Genomic DNA, 22,723 nt, shown 5'->3' with positions numbered 1-22,723 from the left:
TTGGTTAGTGGCAATGTCATTCTTACCCTGTCAGGCTCAAGATACACTGCACACCGATAAGATAATAACCAATTCGCAAATGATAGGCGTTGGATATGTCAATCAATTGGATACTTATCTTTCACCGGAGGAATATACCGGAACTGAGCTGCGTTACATTTCTCATACCATACGCGAAAACAAGACAAAACTCTCGCGCGATATTATCCATCAAGCGCGTCTTGCCTATACTCGAAACCGTGCTGACAACTGCAACGAACTGGGGGGACTTTATAATTTTCAATACAGTGTGCTCTACGAACTGGAAAACATCCGCGTGGGCAATGGGCGACTACTGCTGAAGGCCGGTGGTGGCATTGATGCCGGTATGGGCTTCCTTTACAACACTCGCAACGGCAATAATCCGGCACAAGCCTATTTGGGACTTAATCTCGCGCCTCGCCTTTCGGCAGCCTATGCGTTCCGTATCAGAAGCCATCCGTTCCAAATTCGCTATGAAGCACAAGTTCCCCTCGTGGGCGTGATGTTTTCACCGAACTACGGACAGAGTTATTACGAAATATTCTCAAGGGGCGATTACGACCACAATGTGGTCCCAACCACCTTTTTTGCCACTCCCTCGCTACGTCAATCGCTCACTTTCGATTTTACGATACGCCACACAACCGTGCGATTTGGCTATCTCGGCGACATCCAACAAGCCAAGGTAAATGAATTGCGTTATCATACATGGAGCCATCTTTTTGTCATTGGTATCGTAAGAAAATTTTCAATCACAAAGTATCTGCCATGAAACTTATCTGTCCTAAATTCTTATTGAGTTATTCTGTGGTAGTCGTATGCATGTTATTGACGACCATTTCGTTTACTTCCTGTGTTACCAACGATGATTTTCCAGATGATCCGCAAGGTAACTTCGAAGCACTATGGAAGATTCTTGATGAGCACTATTGCTTTTTCAGTCAAAAAGGTATTGACTGGAATGAGATTCATAAACGCTACACACGGAAGTTTCACAACGGAATGACAGAGAGTCAGCAATTCGAGGTGATGGCAGATATGCTCTCGGAACTCAAGGATGGGCACGTGAATCTTTTCACCTCTTTTAATACAGCGCGCTATTGGTCGTGGCATGAGAATTATCCACGGAACTATTCCGATTCGCTCATCCGCAAATACATCAAAACTGATTATCTTATTGCCAGTGGAATGGATTATACCATTTTGGACGATAACATAGGTTATCTGCGCTGTTCAAGTTTTCAGAACGGCATGGGAGCGGGAAACCTCGACTATATCTTCCTGTTTTTCCAACCATGCAAAGGCATAATCATAGATATACGCGACAATGGTGGAGGTGCGCTCACCAATGCTGAAGAGTTGGCTGCAAGATTCACGAATGAAAGTCGGCTCGTGGGTTACATACAACACAAGACGGGAAGAGGACACGATGACTTCTCCGGTCTGAAAGAGCAGATTCTGAAGCCGGGAAAAGGCATTCGATGGCAAAAGCCTGTCGTGGTGCTGACCAACCGCAGCGTCTTCTCGGCAGCCAATGAGTTCGTGAAATATATGCGGTGTTGTCCGAACGTGCGAACAGTGGGCGATTGCACAGGCGGTGGAGCGGGATTGCCGTTCACGAGCGAATTGCCCAACGGTTGGAGCGTGCGGTTCTCGGCTTGCCCGATGTTTGATAAGGACAAACGGCTCACCGAGTTCGGCATCGAACCGGATTACAAGGTAGCTCTTACAACTGAAGATTTTCACCGAGGTAAAGACACCATCATAGAGTTTGCCCGGAAACTCATGCGGTAGGTTGGTAATTTTCAGCACCATTGCTTCCTCATCAAACTCAACTTTTGGAAAGAAAAAAAGAGCACAATGGGAGAGTTATCCTCCTTACATTCTGCCATTTATTATGGAAAGAACCTAATCACTCGCTTTTTCTCGCGACAGTGTTTTCCAATCATCAATGATACACGACGAACTGATTTATAGGATTTTAAAAGAGTTTAAGTTTACGCCCACTACCGATCAATCCAATGCGTTGCAGACGTTTGCCGGATTCATGACCCATAGGGACGAACGTGCCGTCATGATTTTGCGAGGCAGTGCCGGTACGGGCAAGACTTCTTTGGCTGCAGCCATCGTTCGCGCGCTTCGCGCTTTACAATGGAAAGTATCGCTGTTGGCTCCCACCGGACGTGCTGCTAAGGTGTTTTCGCTCAATGCAGGCTTGCCGGCATCCACCATTCATCGTCGTATTTATCGCGAAAAAGCTTTCAATGGCGCAGATGGTAAGTTTCAGCTCAATCAAAATCTCCACACCAACACGCTCTTTATGGTGGATGAGGCTTCGATGGTAAGTTTATCCACCGGTGCGAACTTCTTTGGAAGTGGGCGTTTACTCGATGATTTGATACAATACGTTTACGGTGGAAACAATTGTAGAATGATGTTGATAGGCGACAAGGCACAGCTGCCACCGGTAGGCGAGAACGAGAGTCCGGCTTTGCGTGCTGATGTGTTGAGTGCTTACGGTTTGCGCGTCCATGAATGCGATTTGGACGAAGTGTTGCGGCAAAGTGAAGATTCCGGTATTCTTTGGAATGCCACCGTCATTCGCGAAATGATTACCCATGACGAGGCAACACAACTTCCCCGCATACGTCTCACGGGTTTTGCCGATGTTTCCGTTGTACCCGGCGATGAACTTATAGAGAGTCTTGCTTCGAGCTATTCGGCAGTGGGAATGGACGAGACTATGGTAATCACTCGTTCCAACAAGCGTGCGAATATTTATAATCAAGGCATAAGAAACACTGTCTTGGGGCGCGAGGAAGAACTGACTACCGGCGATTTGGTCATGGTGGTGAAGAATAAGTATTTGCAACCTTCAACCGCTTCCAAACTGTCGGACATAGAAGGCGGTTTTATCGCCAACGGAGATAGGGGAACGGTGCGTCGTGTACATAATTTCAGGGAATTGTATGGTTTTCGTTTTGCCGATATAACATTGGAGTTTCCGGATTACAATCAGGTGGAAATCGACACGGTGGTCGTTTTGGACACGCTCACTACAGAGGCACCGGCATTGACGCGCGAACAGAATGACCGATTGTTCAACAAGGTCATGGAAGATTATGCAGATGTCCCACTTAAAACCGACCGCATGAAACGGCTTCGCGAAGATGATTACTACAATGCCATGCAGATAAAATTTGGATATGCGGTAACCTGTCATAAGGCGCAGGGCGGACAGTGGGCGCACATTTATCTTGACCAAGGATATATGACCGACGAGATGCTTAATCCCGATTACATCCATTGGCTTTATACGGCTTTCACAAGGGCAACGGAACATCTTTACTTGGTGAATTGGCCGAAACAACAAATGGAAGAATGATGGAAGCAATGGAATTGACACAGGATTACATCAGGCTGGCTTTTGAGAAGTACAACAGGTTGATATTCGATGGGCGGCTGCCACTGCCCACATTAAAGCTCTCCAAGGCACGTACCCGCCTTGGACAGATGTCGTGCAAGCGTGGCTTTCTAAAAAGAAAACCCTACGATTTCATAATTTCTATTTCCTCCTATTATAAACAATCGCAGCAGGAAATAGACGATGTCATTATTCATGAGATGATTCATTATTATATCGCTTACAACGAAATAAAGGACACTTCGGCGCATGGGAAGGTATTTCGCTCAATGATGGCAGAGATAAACCAGCGATACGGACGCCATCTGACCATATCTGCCAAAACAAAAGGAATGGAACCGACCATTGACAAACAGCCAACGACTTGCCTTGTGTTGGCAATCGAAATGGATAACGGCACGTGTTACCTCTCTTCGGTAAATCCTAAGTCTGCCCATGAGATTGCCCTGACAATCTCACGCATATCTTCCGTTACTTCCCATTCATGGTTCACGACGCAGGATGCGTTCTTTCTCAATATGCCCCGTGTTCGTTCGCTTCGGGGACGTAAGGTGTCGAGAGCGTTCTATCAGGAAATGATGGGCAGAATGAAACCATTGGAATTTCCCCGGATGTAATCCAATAGTGTTTTGAATATTTTTTAGAAATCTCACGAAACATCGCATAAACCATAGAACTTTATGCCTTTCTCTCTAACCATATATGGTGCACACTTTCTTAGGTTAGCAATTCGTATTCAGGTTGTGGAAAACAGGTTCTTGACACCGAACACTCGCCCTGTCATCGCCACGAAATCACATGACAAAAACAGCGTTGGTGAATCGTCTTGTAACTCGTTGATAATCAATATGATATTAATTGGATTTTAAAAGGTAAGCTTTTGCACTTCAATTCATGACCTTTTGCATTGCAAAAGCTTACCTTTTAAAAAGCAAAAGCTTAGCTTTGATGAAACTAAGCCATAAAAGCGGTTGTGATTGCTGCAACAATCACCTTGTGATGGGTAACAATGCCGGGCACCAACAGACCTATCGTCAGCAAAAATAACGCCCCCATGTATAGACTTGACGTTTAAGGATATTGGAAACACCGACCCAATCGCTCTTGGCAGTCAGCGTTTCCAAATCCAATTCCATCTGTTTCTCCTTTCTTTGCTTGCGTCGGTACAGGAAAGCCATAAGTACCGACACGGCAATCAGAACCAAAATGAAGGTTGAATCCATGAGATTGATGAATTACAGCTCCGCCAATTCAATGACTTTTTCAACCGCAGCATTGATGTTGGCAGCATCCTTACCACCTGCTTGGGCATAATGTGGCTGACCACCACCACCGCCTTTGATTAGCTTGGCAGCCTCACGGATTATTTTTCCGGCATTCATCGCATGGTCTTTCACCATGTCGTCACTGAGCATCACCGAGAGAAGAGGTCGGTTATCGTAAACAGAGCCGAGCACACAGACGAGCTTTTCGGGAATCGCCTCACGCACTTTGAATACGATATCCTTAGCCGACGCAGGCTCAACGGGAAGGACTGCCTTCACGACATTGATACCATTCACGTTCCGAACCTTCTCTACGAGGCTCTTTGCCGCACGATCGGCAGTTTGCTGACGGAAATTTTCCATCTCTTTCTTCATTGTGTCGTGTTCTTCAATGTATTTGCGCACTACCGTCCTCAAGTCCTTGGCATTGTTGAACATCGCTTTTAGGTCGCGCAAGGTGTCCTCCAGCACATATACCGCCTCTTCGCAGTTCTTTCCCGTCATGGCTTCTATGCGACGAACGCCCGCGGCAACACTACTCTCGCTCACGATTTTGAAGAGTCCGATGCGTCCCGTAGAAGGCACGTGAATACCGCCACAGAACTCGCAGCTTGGTCCGAAGCCGATGACGCGCACCTTGTCGCCGTATTTTTCGCCGAAGAGTGCCACTGCACCCATTTTCTTTGCCTCCTCAATGGGCGTGTCGCGATGTTCGTTGCGTGGAAAGTCTTGGCGAATCATGTCGTTCACCATTCGTTCCACTTGTCTTAATTCCTCATCGCTTACTTTTTGGAAATGCGAGAAGTCGAAACGGAGTGTGTCAGGACTTACGTAAGAACCCTTTTGTTCCACATGTTCTCCCAAAACTTGTTTTAAGACATAGTCGAGCAAGTGAGTGGCAGTGTGGTTGGCAGCACTGGCGTTGCGCTTATCGGTATCCACACAAGCCATGAAATCGGCTTCGATGTTCTTGGGTAGTTCCTTGATGATGTGGATGCTTTGGTTGTTTTCGCGCTTAGTGTCGATAATATGAATGGTTTCGGTTTCACTGACGAGCACACCTTGGTCGCCTACCTGTCCACCCATCTCACCGTAGAACGGAGTTTTATCAAGCACTACCTCATAGAAACTGCTCTTTTTCCGAGTAACTCTGCGATAGCGAAGAATGCGACAATCGTGCTCCGTATAGTCGTAACCCACAAACTCTTGTTCACCTTCTCTGACGACAACCCAGTCGCCGTTCTCAACTGCCGCGGCATTTCTGGCACGTGCTTTTTGTTGCGCCATCTCCTCGTTGAATTGATTCTCGTCCACTGTGAAGCCGTGCTCTCTGCAAATCAATTCTGTGAGGTCGAGTGGAAAACCGTATGTATCGAACAGACGGAAAGCTTCCTTTCCATCGAGTTCGGTTTTGCCCTGTTTATCCATCTCTTCCATTGCCGTATTGAGCAGATTAATGCCTTTATCGAGTGTGCGAAGGAAAGAATCCTCTTCCTCTTTTATCACTCGGGCGATAAGCTCTCGTTGGGCAACAAGCTCGGGATAGGCATCGCCCATTTCCTGAATGAAGATGTTGAGCAGTTTGAAGATGAACGCGTCTTTCTGTGCAAGGAATGTGTATCCATAGCGAACGGCGCGACGCAGTATGCGGCGAATGACATATCCTGCTTTCGCGTTTCCCGGCAACTGTCCATCGGCAATGGCAAACGCCACAGCGCGCATATGGTCTGCCACCACACGCATGGCAATGTCGATTCGTTCCTGTTCGTTGGCAGCTTTACCATTCTTGCCTGTTGGAGCGGTGAAACCATATTTTTTCCCGCTTAGTAGTTCTATCTGCTTGATGATGGGCTGGAACACGTCAGTGTCGTAGTTGGAACTCTTGCCTTGCAGTGTGCGCACCAAACGCTCGAACCCCATTCCGGTGTCAATGACGTTCATAGCCAATGGTTCGAGCGATCCATCGGCTTTGCGATTGAACTGCATGAAGACAATGTTCCAAATTTCTATTACCTGCGGATTGTCTTTGTTTACCAACTCTCGTCCGGGTAGCTTGGCTTTTTCTTCAGCGTTGCGCGAGTCAATGTGTATTTCCGAGCAGGGACCGCAAGGACCGGTATCTCCCATTTCCCAAAAGTTGTCGTGTTTGTTTCCGTTGATGATGTGGTCTTCCGGCAAATGCTTTGCCCAGAATTCTGCAGCTTCGTTGTCGCGTGGTATGTTTTCTTCCGGACTTCCCTCAAAGACGGTAACATAAAGGTCGGCGGGGTTTAACCCCAACACATCTACAAGAAATTCCCATGCGTAGTTGATGGCATCCTGCTTAAAATAATCGCCGAAGCTCCAGTTGCCGAGCATTTCGAACATCGTGTGGTGGTAGGTGTCGTGTCCCACCTCTTCCAAGTCGTTGTGCTTACCACTTACGCGCAGGCACTTTTGCGAATCGGCGCGACGGCGCGGTTCCGGTGTTTTTGTTCCGAGTATGACGTCTTTCCATTGGTTCATGCCGGCATTGGTGAACATCAGTGTAGGGTCGTCCTTTATTACCATGGGGGCAGACGGTACGATGACGTGTCCCTTTGCTTCAAAGAATTTCTTAAACGAGTTGCGGATTTCGTTAGCTGTCATCATCTTATTCTTAATTTTATAAAATTCGTTCAAAAGTGTTGCAAAGATACTGACTTTTCACTATTTTTGCAAATGAAATGCTGATTGATTGATATTGGGATTTGCAAGTCGTTGAAAAGCATAGGTAATAATAAGCATGGCAAGATGCGAGCCATCGATTATCGCCGATATCTTTCTGTTTAATAAAAATATAAAAAACTATGGCTGAAAATTCGCGAAAACTATATTATTCCATCAAGGAAGTGGCACAACAACTGAACGTTACGGAGAGTTTGCTCAGATATTGGGAAACAGAATTTCCGCATCTTCGTCCGAAGACTACCGGAAACAGGGTGCGCCAATATACGGAAAAAGATATCGACCAGATTAAGGTCATCTATAATTTGGTGAAGGTGCGTGGGTTTAAGATTGCTGCCGCGAGGAAGATGTTACGGGAAAACAGGGAGGGAGCGGATAAAAGTCGCAAGGTGTTGGAAACACTTATCTCCGTGAGAGACGAACTGAAAGAACTGAAGCTGCAATTGGATCGGTTGGTATAAGCTTTTCATCGGTTCGCACGAATAGGGACATAAAGTGCTTTCCGGGTAGGAAAACACTTTTTCTTTATTTCTATCTTTGCTCTCAAACAAATCACACTCCTTAAAAACCTTTGGAAAAGAGGGGAAATTTTCTTGCATACGTGAGATGCTTTCATGCTTTTACGCCTATGAAAGAAGAGGCTGCGAACATATCAAATATATTGCAAGGCATGACAGAAGAGATTTGGTAGATGCCAAATCATCTGTCAGTAATACTGCGAAATAGCAAAACTTGCTTGATACCTCTATGCAGTTCGATGGATGGGGGAAACACAAAAACAGAGAAGTTTCAACGAGTTTTTAATTTTTATGTAACACGTTAGAAACATTCCTTAACTACTTTTGCACCATAATTATTGAGGTAAAAGTAAAAAACAAACCATAATTTTATAATTCATTCCACAATGCAGAAAAGATTACTATTCCTGTTTGCGCTGTTGGTGATGTTCGCATCGACCCTTTCAGCACAGGTCACCACCTCCGCCCTCGGAGGCAAGGTTACATTATCAGGCAGCAACGAGCCTCTGATTGGGGCTTCGGTACAAGTTGTACACGAGCCTTCAGGCACAAGCTATGCCACTGTCACAAACATCGACGGACGCTACGAAATCCAAGGTATGCGCACCGGTGGTCCCTACTCCGTCACCGTATCTTATGTCGGGCACAAATCGAAGACCTATACGGGAATCATGCTTCAGCTCGGCGAGGTCTATAAGCTGTCGCCGGCGCTTTCAGAGGATGCCAATGAGCTGGGCGAGGTTGTCGTTACGGGCAAGGCCAGCAAGTTCTCACTCGAAAAGACCGGTGCCACCACCAACATCAGCAACGCACAGATGACAGCGCTGCCTACCATCAATCGCAGCATATCCGACATTGCGCGCATATCTCCTTATGCCAACGGCATGAGTTTCGCCGGCGGCGATGGACGTTCGACCAACTTCACCCTCGACGGTGCCAACTTCAACAACAACTTCGGTCTCTCGTCGGCACTCCCCGGAGGAGGCAATCCTATCTCAATGGATGCCATCGACGAGGTACAGGTGGTGATCGCTCCTTACGATGTGCGGCAGACCAACTTCATTGGCGGAGGTATCAACGCCGTGACCAAATCAGGCACAAACACTTTCAAGGGAGCAGCCTACATTTACCACAACAATGAAAACATGCACGGTAACCGCATTGACCACACCGACCTCGGAGAACGCGGCACCAACCGCAACACCACTTACGGATTCACACTGGGTGGTCCGATTCTGAAGGACAAACTCTTTTTCTTTGCCAACTTCGAGACCTCCAAGGTGCCATCAGTGGCCAACCGCTGGCATCCTTCTGCAGATGGTGTAGCCAGAAAAACAGACTACATTTCAAGAACCACCATTGCCGATATGCAGAAAGTTCAAGAGTTCATGCGAAGCAAATACGGCTATGATACAGGGGCATACGATGCCTTTCCTGCAGATGAGAGCAACACAAAGTTTCTCGCTCGTCTTGACTGGAACATCAATCAGAACCACCATCTTGCCCTTCGCTACAACACAACCACCAACAAGGCATGGAATCCCACCAACGGAAATTCGGGCAACACTGGCTTCCGACTGAGAGGATTCAACCGTTTATCGCAGTATTCCATGGCCTTCGCAAACTCCATGTACTCGATGGAGAATAAAATCAACTCCATTTCTGCCGACTTGAACAGTCGTTTCGGCAAGAATATCTCCAACCAACTGCTCGTTACCTACACAAACATCAAGGATATGCGTGGCAGCAACTCGTCGCCATTCCCATTCATCGACATCATGTACGACTACTCAACGGGCGATTACCCCACAATCGATTCTAAAACGGGACAAAACATCGCTGTTGACTTCGGCGGATACAACGTAAAGCAGACCCTTGAGCCGTACATGAGCCTCGGTTACGAGCTATTCACCTACAACAATGGTGTGAACAATAAGATTACGACCATCACCGACAACTTCACTTATTATCTGGGCAGCCACAAACTGACGGCAGGATTGAGCTTCGAGCATCAGATGGCCAATAACTCCTACATGCGAAACGGAACAGGCTATTACCGCTACCGCAGCCTCAATGATTTCCTCACAGGCGCTGCGCCTGAGGCTGTTGCACTAACCTATGGCTATGCAGGCAACCTCAATCCAGCGGCAGAAGTCAGTTTCAATCAGTATGGGCTTTATCTGCAAGACGAGTGGAACGTGCTCGACAACCTGAAACTGACAGGTGGCATACGATTCGACAACATTTCTTATGACGATGACGACATCATGCGTAACAATGCCATCTACGAACTCGACTTCGGAGGTCGCCACATCGACACCGGCAAGTGGGCCAAGAGCAACATTCAGATATCCCCACGCTTCGGATTCACATGGGATGTGTTTAAAGACCGCACGCTGAAAGTGCGTGGTGGCTCAGGTATCTTCACCGGTCGCCTGCCATTGGTGTTCTTCACCAACATGCCCTCCAACTCTGGTATGGTCCAAAACCTCGTGAGTGCCGTGACACGATACACCAACGGCGTCGTAACATCGAGAGACCCACGACTCGACAAGTTTACAGGAGGCATCGTTACCGATGTGAACCAAATGCGAGACATGCTCGGTGCACCGGAAAGCATCACACCGGAGCAAGGCACGGTGCCAAGTTCCATCGCCGCCATCGCCAGCGACTTCAAGATGCCACAGGTATGGAAATCATCGATTGCCGTTGATTATCAGATACCCACCTCGTTCCCCTTCACCGCAACAGCAGAGTTCACCTATACAAAGAAAATCAACGACGTTCGTCTGGTTAACTGGGACATCAAGGATGCGGAGATGCCCACATGGGAGCGCCTCAACGGAGCCGACAACCGCTATCTCTATCCGACCAACTTCACATATAATAAGGTGAGCGATGCTTGCGTGCTGGAGAACACGCACAAAGGCTATGGTTGGACATTCAACCTCACACTAAACGCAGAGCCAATCGACAACCTGAGCATCATGGCAGCCTATACCCACACAGTGATGAAGGAGGTGTCGGGAATGCCCGGCTCCAACGCATCATCGGCATGGCAAGGACTCTACACCGTCAACGGTCCGAACAGCGACGCACTGCAGAACTCGCAGTATGTGATTCCCGATCGCCTGATAGCTTCAGTGAGCTACACTTATCATCACGACCATTTCGCACTCTTCTACACCGGCTATTCTCCAAGGGGCTACAGCTATTTTTACTACGGCGACATCAACAACGACAAGATTGCCAACGACTTGATGTACATTCCGGCCGACGACAGCCAGATTCATTTCACACACGAGTCTGATCGCCAACTCTTCTGGAACTACGTGAATCAGGACTCTTACCTGAAGAACCACAAGGGCGAGTATGCGGAGGCTTACAGCGCACGCGCGCCATTCGTCCATCGTTTCGACTTCCGCTGGGCACACGACTTCACCTTCAACATCGGCAACACACGCCACAACCTTCAGTTGAGTGCCAACGTGATGAACATAGGCAACTTGTTCAACTCAAAGTGGGGAGTGGAGAAGAACATGAACGGCAGCTTCGGCGGTCAGTTCCTGAAAGTTGACAAGATAGATGCCAACAACGTTCCTTACTTCTCGATGAGAAAAGACAAGGAGGGCAATGCTCCTACAAAGACATGGTCGTTCGACAAGAACTACAACCAGTGCTGGATGTTGCAGATTGGTGTAAAATACTTCTTCAACTAAATTGCGAAAAAAAACACACTCATAAGAAAAAGAGGGTACACTGCGTATCCTCTTTTTTTTATGAATAAGCAGGTACACCTGTTTATTTAGCTGCCGGAGCTTTGAGCTTTCTTTACAAACGAGGATTTCGCGTAAATGTTTCTTAAATGTTTTTAAGACTATTGATTATCACTTTTTTTATGCAAATGCGTATCTTTGCAACGAAACAAAAAGAACATGAATTTATGAAGAAAATTTTTATGGTACTGCTAACTTCCGTTGCGATGGTAGCGTGCAAACAACCCGCAAAACCTGTTCAGGATGCTGCGACCACAGCCAGTCAGGAGACAGAACTTACTGATTCTTTGTGCTTTAAAGGGGAAGTTCCGGCAGCCGATGGTCCCGGAATCAAGTATGAATTGATGATGGCAACCGACAGTACGGACGGTTTCCGACTCACGGAGACAATGCTTGAGGCAGACAAGGGAAAAGACGTGGTAGAACGCTATACCGGTAAAGCCGAAAAAATGGAAAAGGATAAGGACGGCAAGAAGGTAACGGCTTATAAACTGCAGTTGGGTAAGACTGAGACTATGTTCTTCAAGATCGTGAACGATTCTACGTTGCGATTGGTAAACAACGAGTTGGAAGAAGCTGAAAAAAGTTCTCTCAACTATGATTTGAAACTTGTAAAATAAGATTCTGACAACTTGCAATTGCCAGGCTTCTTTTAGAAACGAAGAGAATGGAGAACGGTAGCGTTCTGTCTGTATCTTTCCAATAGGGAAGTCTTCGGGAACAAGAAGATGACAGGCAACAAAAAAAGTAGGAGGTAAGCACTGCTTGTGAGTGTTTATCTCCTATTTTTCATGTTTATGGCGGACTTTTCATAAAACTTTTCTTCTTCGCAGCTCGCCGAAAAAGGGATGGGAAGCGAGTTCCATCCTGTTCACCGGTTAGGCATCTGTTCTGACCGGTAAAGGTTCATTTTTGCGAAAGCTTAGCTTTTGCAATGTAATAGCTTAGCTTTTGGGACTCAAAAGCTAAGCTATTGAAAAGCGAAAGCTTAGCTTTTGCAATGTAAAAGCTTAGCTTTTGGGACTCAAAAGCTAAGCTATTGAAAAGCAAAAGCTAAGCTTTTAAAAAGCAATTCGTAAGTGGCTGATTATCAACGACTCTCTCCCCTCCCTAAAAACCTTGTCGGTGAGGTCATTTTTTGCCCGTTTTTCCATCGTTTCGAGTGCCCGGATAAGGTTCAGAAGGCAGCCCTGTATTTCCCCTCTTCTTTATCTTCGAGCATGGATAGATAACTGTTGTAGCGGCTTTCAGAAATATAGTGATCTTCAACGGCTTTCAGAACAGCGCATCCCGGTTCGTGGGTGTGGGTGCAATTGGAGAATTTGCATTGTTCGGAAAACTTGAATATCTCTCGGAAATAACTCGTCAGTTCTTCCTTGTCAATATCGAATGTGCCAAAACCTTTAATGCCCGGTGTGTCAATGAGATAGCCACCTTTAGGCAGTTCCAGCATCTCGCTGAACGTAGTGGTGTGTATTCCGGTATTATGCACATCTGAAATCTCCGCGGTACGTCGGTTCGCTTCGGGCAACAGTTCGTTGATGATGGTCGATTTCCCCACACCGCTGTTGCCGGCAAGGAGCGTTACCTTTCCATCCAAGAGTGGCCGAAGTCGGTGAAGACTTTTGTCAGAAGGCGCGTTCTCGGTGGATTGCACTTCCACGCACTTGTAGCCTATGGTCTCATACAAGTGAATTAGTCCCTTTTGGTATCGAAGTTCGTCCTCCGACAGCAAGTCATATTTGTTGAAAACAAGTATCACGGGCACGCGATACGCCTCCGCTCCGGCAAGAAACCTATCGATAAAGATGGTAGAAGTCTCCGGATAATTGACCGTTATCACAAGGAGTGCTTGGTCAAGATTGGCAGCGAGGATGTGGCTTTGTTTGGAAAGATTGGACGATTTTCGGACGATGTAGTTCCGCCTGTCTTCTATCTCGGAGATGAAAGCAGTTCCTTCCTTATTGATAATTAAGTGTACGTAATCACCCACTGCCACGGGATTCGTTGAACGGATACCTCTCAGACGGAAATTGCCTTTTATTTTGCTTTCGATCACTCGTCCGTCATCGGTTTTCACTGTGTACCAGCTGCCTGTGTTCTTTATTACTAAGCCACGCATATTGTGAAAAAAAACAGTTCCGCGCTCCTTTTTGGATAGCGTGGGGCGGGAACTGTGTGTGGAACATCGGACATGAGCGGTCAGACCGTCATGATTTCTTTTTCTTTCTCCTCGAGCAACGACTCAATCTTTTTGATGTACTTGTCGTGAATCTTCTGCAAATCGTTCTCGGCATCTTTCTCCAAGTCTTCCGAGAGTCCGTCTTTGATGGCTTTCTTCAATTTGTCTTTAATGTCCGAACGTGCGTTGCGCACCTCCACTTTTGTGCGTTCGCCTATCTTGTTGCTCTGCTTCACGAGTTCCTTGCGACGCTCTTCGGTGGGCTGTGGCAGGCTCAATCGGATTACTTCGCCATTGTTGTCCGGCGTGATGCCTACGTCCGAATCCATGATTGCTTTCTCTATATCCTTTATCGCCTTTTTGTCCCAAGGCTTGATGGCTATGGTGCGAGGGTCTGGAACGGTTACGGAAGCCACCTGATTGAGAGGCACCACGGAGCCGTAGGAACTTACGCGCACGCCATCGAGGATGGCAACGTTGGCACGACCCGCGCGAATGCGTGCCAGCTGCTCTTCAAGATAGGTGGCAGCCATTATCATGCGTTCTTCAGCTTCGTTTAATGTTGCTTTAACGTCTATCATATTCTTTACAGTATTAAAAATTTAGCACAAATATAGGGATTTATTCCCAAACTTACAAGTCTTTTCTCTGTTTTTCCATCAGGCAGAATACAATTTGTCGGTCAGCAGTCGGGCTATCTTCTCCAAATAATGTGCATCTGTCTCGTCGAAAGCGTTGACCTCTTTGCTGTCAATGTCGAGCACGCCTACAGGCTCGCCGGTTGTCGTAAGGAGCGGAATGACGATTTCGGAACGCGACTCCGAGCTGCAAGCGATGTGCCCCGGAAACTCCTCTACGTCGGGAACAACCAATGTGCGCCGTTCCGCGATTGCCGTTCCGCAAACGCCTTTGCCAATAGGAATGTTAAAACAAGCCACCGTTCCTTGAAAAGGACCTAATTGTAATGTCTTACCGGAGTGAAGCAAATAAAATCCGGTCCAAAAAAAGCTGTCGAACGCATGGTGCAGAGCGGATGAGACGTTTGCCAGCACACCGGTTTCATTGTTTTCCTCGCCTTCTATCAAAGCGACAATCTGCTTCAGGAGCAATTCATAAGTTTCTTTCTTATTATAGTTCATTGATTATTGTTCTGTTCGATACCATTCAGCTCGTCAGCCACCTCGTTGGTCAGTTCCACAAACTGGGCGATGGAAAGCTGTTCGGGACGCTGGGTCATAATCTCTCGCTCATAAAAGCCTTCGCTCGGCTTTGTTGGGAAAATCTGTCGAAGGCTCACACGCAACATCTTCCGCCGTTGATTGAACACGGCCTTTACCAATCGCTTGAACAATCGCTCGTCGCATCCCAAATCGCTAATGCTGTTGCGTGTCATGCGAATGACCGCACTCTTCACCTTTGGCGGCGGATTGAACACATTTTCATCCACCGTGAACAAGTATTCCACATCGTACCATGCCTGAATCAGTACGGAAAGAATGCCGTAGCTCTTGTTCCCGGGGACGGCTGCCAAACGTTGAGCCACCTCGCGCTGTATCATGCCCGTGCAGCAAGGTATCAAGTCCTTGTTATCGAGCATTTTAAAGAAAATCTGTGAGGAGATGTCGTAGGGATAATTGCCGGTCAGCACGAACGGTTTGCCACCGAATGCTTCACGGAGATCCATCCGCAGAAAGTCCTTGCCCAAGATGTTTTCCCTCAACGTGGGAAACTTCTCATAAAGGAACGACACACTCTCCTTGTCAATCTCCACGGCTTTCACTTCTCTCGGCTTTTCCACGAGATATTGCGTGAGTACTCCCATCCCCGGACCTATCTCCAACACGGGAATGTCAGGGCATGCGTCCACTGTGTCGGCTATCCGTTTGGCAATATTCAAATCGGTGAGGAAGTGCTGACCGAGATGTTTCTTGGGTCTGACTGATTTCATAATTTTTCTTTATTCGGTTACAAAGATAGATATTTTATTTTGTAATTAAAAGCATTTTAGTATCTTTGCTCATTGTAATGAGATTGAAGAAGTTGCTCTACGACAGCATAAAGATTATCCTACCACTTATATTAGGTGGCAGCATTCTTTATTGGATGTATCGCGATTTCGACTTCGCAAAAATAGAGAACGTGCTGCTTCGGCAGATGAATTGGACGTGGATGCTGCTCTCGCTGCCTTTCGGCGTACTCGCACAGGCATTTAGAGGTTGGAGGTGGAGGCAGACTTTGGAGCCTCTTGGTGAGAGACCGCGTAACTCCGTCAGCGTTAATTCCATCTTTCTGTCCTACGCCGTTAGTTTAATCATCCCTCGCGTGGGCGAATTTGCTCGTTGTGGTGTGCTCCATCGTTACGATAAAGTGGCTTTTCCGAAAGCGTTGGGAACCGTGGTGACCGAACGCGCCGTCGATACAATCATTGTTGTGATCATCACGGCATTGGCTTTTCTATCGCAGATAAGCGTTTTTGGTAATTTCTTCTCGAAAACCGGAACGCGAATGGATCATCTTGCAGGTTCTTTTTCTGCCATGGGGTGGCTTGTTACCACCGTCTGTGCAGTGGCAGCCATGATGTTGCTCTACGTCATCCGCAGGAAATTGACCATCCACGACAAAGTAAAGGAAACACTGTCGGGCATCTGGCAGGGCATCATTTCACTGAAAGGACTGAAGAACGTGCCCTTGTTTCTGTTCTACAGCTTTGCCATTTGGGCGAGTTACTTTCTTCATTTCTACCTGACGTTCTTCTGTTTTGAAGCAACGAGCAATTTAGGCGTTACATGTGCCCTGCTTTGCTTTGTGGTTGGTTCAATTGCAGTCATCGTACCCACGCCCAATGGTGCCGGTCCATGGCATTTCGCGGTAAAGACCATGCTCATCTTATACGGCATCGCTGATGTTCAGGCGCTCTATTTTGTGCTTATCGTTCATACCGTACAAACTTTGTTAGTGGTGCTGTTGGGCATCTACGCATGGATAGCGTTGGCATTCACGAGAAAAAAAGCTGTTGGCGATGGTGGTCAGCCCACTTCCCGCACAGCATAAGAAACATATCAAAATACTAACCCTTAAAATAAACAAAACTATGAGTGAAATCAGAAATCTAAGTCCGGAGGCTCTCTGGCGTAATTTTGACGAATTGACAAAGGTTCCGCGTCCATCGGGACACATGGAAAAAGTTCAGGCTTTCTTGCTCGACTTTGCTAAGAAGGTAGGAGTGGAAGCTCGCGTTGATGAAGCCGGAAATGTTCTCATGCGTAAACCGGCAAGTCCCGGCTACGAGAACCGCAAGGGAGTCATTCTTCAGGCTCACATGGACATGGTTCCGCAAAAGAGCCCCGACAGCAAACATAACTTCGAGACTGACCCCATTGAGACACACATCACCGATGGATGGGTATATGCCAACAACACCACACTGGGTGCAGACGATGGAATTGGTGTTGCGGCCATCATGGGTATCATGGAGGATAAGACATTGAAGCACGGACCAATCGAAGGTCTCATCACAAAGGACGAGGAAACAGGAATGTACGGTGCTAACGACCTTCCAAAAGGAGAATTGAACGGCGACATCCTTATGAACATCGACTCTGAAACATGGGGTAAGTTCGTTATTGGTTCGGCAGGTGGTATTGACATTACTTCCACTCTTGAGTATAAAGAAATGCCTAACGACCAAGAAGCCGCCATAAAAGTTACGCTGAAAGGATTGAAGGGAGGACACTCCGGACTTGAAATCAATGAGGGACGCGCCAACGCCAACAAAGAGATGGTTCGCCTCGTAAGAAAGGCTGTGGTAGAATTAGGCGCACGCCTTGCTTACTGGCAGGGGGGCAATATGCGCAACGCCATTCCGTTCAAGGCGGAAGTTGTACTCGCATTAGCAAAAGACAAGGTGGCAGCTCTGAAAGAGATGGTTGAGAAACAACGCGCTCTCGTGGAAAATGAATATAAGACAATAGAAAAGAACGTGGAATTCTTCACGGAGGAGGTAGAGAAACCTGTCGCACTTGTACCTGCTGAAATACAAGACAATCTCATCAATGCCATCTACGCATGCCACAACGGTATTGTGCGCATGATTCCCGTTTATCCACACGTTGTCGAGACCTCATCCAACCTCGCCATCGTAAATATCAACGCCAACAAGGCTGATATAAAGATTCTGGCACGTTCTTCACGCGAGGACATGAAAGACTACGTGGTCAATCAGCTCAAGAGCTGCTTCGACATGGCAGGTATGAAAACCGAACTTAGCGCAAGCTACGGCGGATGGGATCCCAACCCTGACAGCGAAATCTTGAATTTACTAAAGAAGACTTATAAGGAATTGAATGGCGAGGAAGCTATCGTACAGGTAGATCACGCCGGACTTGAGTGCTCCATCATTCTCGGCAAGTATCCTCATCTTGATGTTGTCAGCCTCGGCCCGACCATTCGCAGCCCGCACACCGCCACAGAGCGTTTTGAAATTGCAACAGCCAAGCCATTCTGGGACTTGCTGATAAAAACTCTCGAGGCTATTCCCGAGAAGTAATTCCAAAGCCTCTCTTCGTGATGAAGAAAGCTTAATCATCTCATTCATTATTATAATTAACAAGAGGGCGTGCCGGCTTTGGCACGCCCTCCTAATTATCAATAGTTCGTTAAAATCTGAGATAATGGGGCAAATATTGGATGCTTACAACACATTTGTTTCGTTGAGTACAAACATAAAGTTTTTGGAGAAAAAGTAGTAAAATGACTATAGCACACAAAGGCGATTAATATCGGATACTTAAAAATTATTCGCATTCTGTCTATAAAAAGCTTAGCTTTCACTTTCCAAAAGCTTACCTTTTGCAATGCAAAAGGTCATGTATTGCAGTGCAAAAGCTTAGCTTTTAAATATCAATTTATATTATCCTGATTATCAGTAAAATATGAGACATTCCTCGGATCTTGATTTTGTCATATAATTTCAAAGACGATGGCAGGGCGTATGTTCGGTATCAAAAATCTGTTTACCGTCGCCTGAACATGAATTGGAGACATAAGGAAGTATGCGTTGTTCGACATTGAAAAGACACGTCAAATCTCATGATTTAATAGAGCTTTGCGTGAGGTTTTACAAAATTATTTAGAAATGCTATTGATATTTTTGTTTCGCGCCTCCAGTCATCGTTTTTTATCCCACAGGCGCAGAAGTTCACCTACCCAGAGCACGAAAGACGTGGAAACGATTATCACCACCCAATCTTGCAGGGAAAGTGACGTAACATTGAACATCTGACCTCCGAGTTCGACGATGAGTACCTGACCGATAAAGATAAAGAACACAATCGTTCCAAATCCCTCACAGCCCTTGAAGTGGAAAGCACTCCTTCCCGTGGCGTAAGCTCTGGCGTTAAACATGTTCCAAAATTGAAGCATGACGAAAACGGTGAAGAACAGACTCAGTTCGTAAGGGCTCATGTGCTTGTGGTCTCCGATTTGCAAACGCAACAAGTCTGCCATTCCCGTAACGGTGGCATGTTCCAAAATATAAAGGAACGCCAACAATAAAAAGAAGAAGAACCCACCCACTGCCAATATGTTAATGGCCATGGAACGCGTGATAATGAAAGCCTTTCTATCTCGAGGTTTATCGCGCATTACTTTTTCGGTTGGTGGCAATGAGGCCAACGCCATGGCAGCGAAGGTGTCCATGATGAGGTTCACCCACAGCATCTGCGTAACGGTGAGCGGACTTTGCGTTCCCATGAAAGCACCTGCCAAAACGATGAAACAAGCAACGACATTCACCGTAAGTTGGAAAAGGATGAAACGCTGGATGTTCTGATACAGGCTGCGTCCCCGCATAACTGCCTTGCCAATGGACCGAAAGGAGTTATCGACAATGGTTATGTCGGATGCCTCTTTTGCCACACTTGTGCCATCGCCCATGGACAGTCCCACGTGCGCCGCCTTTAATGCGGGGGCATCATTGGTTCCATCGCCTGTGACCGCCACGACCTGATTCTTCGCTTGCAATGTTTCCACCAGCCGTTTTTTGTCCATAGGGCGCGCCCGAGCCATGATTTTCAGGTCGGCAACACGCGCTCGCAATGCTTCATCTGTAAGCATGGCGAACTCCGGTCCGGTGATAATGGCACGTTCTCCATCTGCTTCCGACCACAGCCCTACTTGTCTGCCAATCTCTTTCGCTGTCCCCGGGGTGTCGCCGGTTACAATCTTTATCGCTATTCCCGCGTTTATGCATTCCCTCACCGCTGCCGGAACTTCCTTTCTCACCGGATCGGAAATGGCAACAATGCCAAGGAACGTGAAAGCTGCTTCCTCACGTATGATGCTCTCTATCGATACGGATTTCAAGTCCTTGATGGTTTTCTCCGGCAATATCCTACAAGCGAAGCCCAACGTCCGCATTGCCTGATTTTGCCATATACCGAGCCGGTGCGTAATCTCGTCCCACGAGGAATTACCGGAAATGGTGGTACAGTAGTTGCGAATGATGTCGGTGGCACCTTTTATATAGAGAATGACCTTTCCCGGGAGGAGCGATGACTTTACCACAGTCGCCATAAACTTGCGCTCGGTGGAGAAAGGCAACTCGTCTATAATCTCAGCGTCGGAGCGCAGTTCTCGATAGTCTTCTCCCTGTTCATGTAACCACAACAGGAGCGCGCCTTCCGTTGGATTTCCCAATGTCAAGGAATGTTCCGGGTCGGTCAGGTCGAGCGATGCCGTGGAATTAACGGCAATTCCTTCTCGCATGAGTGCCCGGCAGGTAGTATCTTTCTCATCGAAGCTTATGGCATAGACGCGCATTTGATTTTGAGTCAGTGTGCCGGTCTTATCCGTACATATAACCGTTGTGGCTCCCATCGTCTCGCAGGCGTGCATCTTTCTCACGAGGTTGTTAGTCTTCAGCATACGGCGCATGGAGTAAGCCAAACTAAGCGTTACCGCCATGGGTAGCCCTTCCGGAACTGCCACAACAATGAGCGTTACGCAAATCATGATGCTATTGAGAAAATACTGCAAGAAAAAGACCCAATCGAAACTATACTCCATGAAAAACATGAAGAGACGTCCCGCTAAAATCAGTCCGGCGAAACTATAGCTTCCCCATGTAACCAATTTCCCAAGACGGTCTAACTGCTCGGTGAGTGGAGTTTTCACACTGTTGTCTATCTGCGCTGAAACAAACACCTTTCCGTTTTCAGTGGCATCACCCACTTTTTCCACCCGGAAGAGCCCGTGTCCCTCCATAACTTTCGTCCCGCGTAGGACATGATTTGAGGGATAAGTCGCGTGTTCGTCAAACTCATCTCTATTGACACTTTTATGACAGATGGGTTCTCCGGTCAGAGAAGATTCGTCGATATGGAGCTGAACGGCATTTAGCAACTCGCCATCGGCAGGAATGTCGGCACCGGTATTCAACAGCACCAAATCGCCAACAACGACATCACACTTAGGCACTTTCGTGGCATTTCCGTTTCTTATCACCTCGACCATTTCTTCATCGTTCACCTTATTTAATATGGTGAAGGCGCGATTTGCTCTCTCTTCAAAAAGGAATGCCAGACCGGTTGCCAACAAAATGGCAATGAAGATGCCTACCGGCTCAAAGAAGACCGTGGCATCAATGCCTAAGCCGAAGTATTCATAAAAGGAAATGCCTATCGACAAACTGCCGGCAACCAAAAGAATGATAATCAGTGGGTCGCGAAATTTTACGATAAAGCGTTTCCACAAGGATGTTTGGACAGGTGGCGTCAAAACGTTTCTACCGTATTTCAATCTGCTGGCTTGAACTTCAAAATCGGTAAGCCCTTCGTAATGTTGCTTATGTTCCATAAAGATTCTTATCGTGTGCAAAGATAGTCGTTATTCACCAATATTCATGATTTTTACCATAGTGGAGTCAAAGAGCGAGCACTCTTTGAAGCTTTACCCATAAGTCCCACTTACGCGTCAGCTCGCTTCATCCTTCTTGTCAATTGAAAGATAGCCGGTAAAAGGATGCAGAGCGAGAAGAACAGCCCTCCGTGCATCAACCGCTCATTGCCATGAAATAAATCGAGAAGCTGTCCGTCCGAGAGTTCCGGCATAAGATGAAACATTAGATAGGCAACAGTATTATTCACCCAATGGAACGCTATCCCGGGAACGACGCTGCGCGTACGCATATACATCCACCCCAACAGCAGCCCCATGATAAAGGCATGCACGCCTTGAGCAAGATTCAAATGCACAAGGGCGAAGATAAGAGCTGAAAGCACGATGGCACACCACGCACATTTACCATCAAAGGCGGAAAGCAGCTTACGGAGAATACCGCCCCGAAAGATCATTTCTTCGGCTATCGGTGCCAAAATGCCGATTGCCACATACCCCCAAGGCTCTCGCATGATACCTTCAAAAAGCTGTTGCGTGCTTTTCGACATGACAATCTGCACTTTCTCGTACGCAAACTCCAATGGAAGAATAGCACCTATCGCCAAAATCATCGCCCAAAAGAGCACACCACAAGGTTTCGTTTTCAAATAAGAGCGCGAAACCGGCGCCCATCCGAGTTTGGCAAACAGGACGATTGCCGTCAGAGAACTAAAGATGCTGCCAATGACTATCACCGCGCTATATTTTCCCTCTCGCAACCCTTCCTCCACCATCTGAAACCCGACATCATTCAGAAAAGCGAAGATAGCCACCGAAATCAGTTGGAAAGAGAATTGCAAAAGAAAAAAGACGGCAACAAATAACATCACATAAAGCAACGAATTTGCTATCTCCTTCTTGTTCATGTTCCTAATGTTTTTGTATTCTTGAAAAAC

17 protein-coding genes are annotated in these 22,723 nt (G+C 47.0%); 9 read left to right on the top strand and 8 right to left on the bottom strand.

Annotated features, from left to right (window positions below):
* The first annotated feature begins 13 nt into the window (after positions 1-13).
* From E0E16_RS00385 to E0E16_RS00370, 4 genes are all read left to right on the top strand, one after another.
* Entirely contained in the window at positions 14-793 is a 780-nt protein-coding gene (locus tag E0E16_RS00385; RefSeq protein WP_130828417.1) for a DUF3316 domain-containing protein, read from the top strand.
* Between the two features lie 50 nt (positions 794-843).
* Entirely contained in the window at positions 844-1,815 is a 972-nt protein-coding gene (locus E0E16_RS00380; RefSeq protein ID WP_376744085.1) for a S41 family peptidase, read from the top strand.
* A 157-nt stretch (positions 1,816-1,972) separates the two neighbouring features.
* Positions 1,973-3,406 (top strand): ATP-dependent DNA helicase, encoded by a 1,434-nt coding sequence (locus tag E0E16_RS00375; protein ID WP_130828349.1) that lies wholly within the window; start codon positions 1,973-1,975, stop codon positions 3,404-3,406.
* The gene (locus E0E16_RS00370) at positions 3,403-4,062 is read left to right on the top strand and encodes a SprT-like domain-containing protein (protein WP_317131325.1); all 660 of its coding nucleotides are present in this window, start codon (positions 3,403-3,405) and stop codon (positions 4,060-4,062) included. The genes E0E16_RS00375 and E0E16_RS00370 overlap by 4 nt, the downstream gene beginning before the upstream one ends.
* Before the next feature lie 417 nt (positions 4,063-4,479).
* Here E0E16_RS00370 and E0E16_RS00365 read toward each other — a convergent pair whose 3' ends face one another.
* A complete protein-coding gene (locus tag E0E16_RS00365) occupies positions 4,480-4,668 on the bottom strand; it encodes a hypothetical protein (RefSeq protein WP_130828348.1) in 189 nt (62 codons plus the stop codon).
* Between the two features lie 12 nt (positions 4,669-4,680).
* The gene (alaS, locus tag E0E16_RS00360; protein ID WP_130828347.1) at positions 4,681-7,341 is read right to left on the bottom strand and encodes an alanine--tRNA ligase; all 2,661 of its coding nucleotides are present in this window, start codon (positions 7,339-7,341) and stop codon (positions 4,681-4,683) included.
* A gap of 197 nt (positions 7,342-7,538) precedes the next feature.
* On the opposite strand from alaS, the gene E0E16_RS00355 reads away from it, so the two are divergent.
* The 3 genes from E0E16_RS00355 to E0E16_RS00345 all read left to right on the top strand — a co-directional run bounded on the left by E0E16_RS00355 (position 7,539) and on the right by E0E16_RS00345 (position 12,330).
* A complete protein-coding gene (locus tag E0E16_RS00355) occupies positions 7,539-7,877 on the top strand; it encodes a MerR family transcriptional regulator (protein WP_130828346.1) in 339 nt (112 codons plus the stop codon).
* A 443-nt stretch (positions 7,878-8,320) separates the two neighbouring features.
* Entirely contained in the window at positions 8,321-11,653 is a 3,333-nt protein-coding gene (locus tag E0E16_RS00350) for a TonB-dependent receptor (RefSeq protein ID WP_130828345.1), read from the top strand.
* A gap of 224 nt (positions 11,654-11,877) precedes the next feature.
* The gene (locus E0E16_RS00345; RefSeq protein WP_130828344.1) at positions 11,878-12,330 is read left to right on the top strand and encodes a copper resistance protein NlpE N-terminal domain-containing protein; all 453 of its coding nucleotides are present in this window, start codon (positions 11,878-11,880) and stop codon (positions 12,328-12,330) included.
* A 557-nt stretch (positions 12,331-12,887) separates the two neighbouring features.
* Here the strand turns inward: E0E16_RS00345 and rsgA are convergent.
* The 4 genes from rsgA to rsmA all read right to left on the bottom strand — a co-directional run bounded on the left by rsgA (position 12,888) and on the right by rsmA (position 15,840).
* A complete protein-coding gene (rsgA, locus tag E0E16_RS00340; protein ID WP_130828343.1) occupies positions 12,888-13,832 on the bottom strand; it encodes a ribosome small subunit-dependent GTPase A in 945 nt (314 codons plus the stop codon).
* An 80-nt stretch (positions 13,833-13,912) separates the two neighbouring features.
* A complete protein-coding gene (gene frr, locus E0E16_RS00335; protein ID WP_130828342.1) occupies positions 13,913-14,473 on the bottom strand; it encodes a ribosome recycling factor in 561 nt (186 codons plus the stop codon).
* 78 nt (positions 14,474-14,551) lie between these two features.
* Positions 14,552-15,031 (bottom strand): free L-methionine (R)-S-oxide reductase MsrC, encoded by a 480-nt coding sequence (locus tag E0E16_RS00330; RefSeq protein WP_130828341.1) that lies wholly within the window; start codon positions 15,029-15,031, stop codon positions 14,552-14,554.
* A complete protein-coding gene (gene rsmA, locus E0E16_RS00325) occupies positions 15,028-15,840 on the bottom strand; it encodes a 16S rRNA (adenine(1518)-N(6)/adenine(1519)-N(6))-dimethyltransferase RsmA (protein ID WP_130828340.1) in 813 nt (270 codons plus the stop codon). Before rsmA ends, E0E16_RS00330 begins: the two co-directional genes overlap by 4 nt.
* A gap of 77 nt (positions 15,841-15,917) precedes the next feature.
* On the opposite strand from rsmA, the gene E0E16_RS00320 reads away from it, so the two are divergent.
* Both E0E16_RS00320 and E0E16_RS00315 read left to right on the top strand, forming a co-directional pair.
* Positions 15,918-16,943, top strand: a complete 1,026-nt coding sequence (locus E0E16_RS00320) for a lysylphosphatidylglycerol synthase transmembrane domain-containing protein (protein ID WP_130828339.1) — start codon at positions 15,918-15,920, stop codon at positions 16,941-16,943.
* A 40-nt stretch (positions 16,944-16,983) separates the two neighbouring features.
* Positions 16,984-18,438 carry an aminoacyl-histidine dipeptidase gene (locus tag E0E16_RS00315; protein ID WP_130828338.1) on the top strand — a complete coding sequence of 485 codons (1,455 nt, stop codon included), beginning with the start codon at positions 16,984-16,986 and terminating at the stop codon, positions 18,436-18,438.
* Between the two features lie 620 nt (positions 18,439-19,058).
* Here the strand turns inward: E0E16_RS00315 and E0E16_RS00310 are convergent.
* The gene (locus tag E0E16_RS00310; protein WP_130828337.1) at positions 19,059-21,746 is read right to left on the bottom strand and encodes a calcium-translocating P-type ATPase, PMCA-type; all 2,688 of its coding nucleotides are present in this window, start codon (positions 21,744-21,746) and stop codon (positions 19,059-19,061) included.
* A gap of 110 nt (positions 21,747-21,856) precedes the next feature.
* Positions 21,857-22,693, bottom strand: a complete 837-nt coding sequence (locus tag E0E16_RS00305) for a CPBP family intramembrane glutamic endopeptidase (protein ID WP_130828336.1) — start codon at positions 22,691-22,693, stop codon at positions 21,857-21,859.
* Between the last annotated feature and the right edge of the window lie 30 nt (positions 22,694-22,723).

Source organism: Prevotella rectalis, from assembly GCF_900607215.1.
Classification (GTDB): Bacteria; Bacteroidota; Bacteroidia; order Bacteroidales; family Bacteroidaceae; genus Prevotella; species Prevotella brunnea.
Note: the sequence above shows the minus strand (reverse complement) of the source record. Positions and strands in the feature narration are given on the sequence as shown.

Bases quoted from the DNA above. Each gene is read 5' to 3' on its own strand.
- frr (WP_130828342.1), bottom strand. From the start codon at position 14,473: ATGATAGACGTTAAAGCAACATTAAACGAAGCTGAAGAACGCATGATA.
- E0E16_RS00365 (WP_130828348.1), bottom strand. From the start codon at position 4,668: ATGGATTCAACCTTCATTTTGGTTCTGATTGCCGTGTCGGTACTTATG.
- E0E16_RS00345 (WP_130828344.1), top strand. From the start codon at position 11,878: ATGAAGAAAATTTTTATGGTACTGCTAACTTCCGTTGCGATGGTAGCG.
- E0E16_RS00320 (WP_130828339.1), top strand. From the start codon at position 15,918: ATGAGATTGAAGAAGTTGCTCTACGACAGCATAAAGATTATCCTACCA.
- E0E16_RS00350 (WP_130828345.1), top strand. From the start codon at position 8,321: ATGCAGAAAAGATTACTATTCCTGTTTGCGCTGTTGGTGATGTTCGCA.
- rsgA (WP_130828343.1), bottom strand. From the start codon at position 13,832: ATGCGTGGCTTAGTAATAAAGAACACAGGCAGCTGGTACACAGTGAAA.
- E0E16_RS00330 (WP_130828341.1), bottom strand. From the start codon at position 15,031: ATGAACTATAATAAGAAAGAAACTTATGAATTGCTCCTGAAGCAGATT.
- E0E16_RS00355 (WP_130828346.1), top strand. From the start codon at position 7,539: ATGGCTGAAAATTCGCGAAAACTATATTATTCCATCAAGGAAGTGGCA.
- E0E16_RS00375 (WP_130828349.1), top strand. From the start codon at position 1,973: ATGATACACGACGAACTGATTTATAGGATTTTAAAAGAGTTTAAGTTT.
- E0E16_RS00380 (WP_376744085.1), top strand. From the start codon at position 844: ATGTTATTGACGACCATTTCGTTTACTTCCTGTGTTACCAACGATGAT.
- E0E16_RS00385 (WP_130828417.1), top strand. From the start codon at position 14: ATGTCATTCTTACCCTGTCAGGCTCAAGATACACTGCACACCGATAAG.
- E0E16_RS00370 (WP_317131325.1), top strand. From the start codon at position 3,403: ATGATGGAAGCAATGGAATTGACACAGGATTACATCAGGCTGGCTTTT.
- E0E16_RS00305 (WP_130828336.1), bottom strand. From the start codon at position 22,693: ATGAACAAGAAGGAGATAGCAAATTCGTTGCTTTATGTGATGTTATTT.
- alaS (WP_130828347.1), bottom strand. From the start codon at position 7,341: ATGATGACAGCTAACGAAATCCGCAACTCGTTTAAGAAATTCTTTGAA.
- E0E16_RS00315 (WP_130828338.1), top strand. From the start codon at position 16,984: ATGAGTGAAATCAGAAATCTAAGTCCGGAGGCTCTCTGGCGTAATTTT.
- rsmA (WP_130828340.1), bottom strand. From the start codon at position 15,840: ATGAAATCAGTCAGACCCAAGAAACATCTCGGTCAGCACTTCCTCACC.
- E0E16_RS00310 (WP_130828337.1), bottom strand. From the start codon at position 21,746: ATGGAACATAAGCAACATTACGAAGGGCTTACCGATTTTGAAGTTCAA.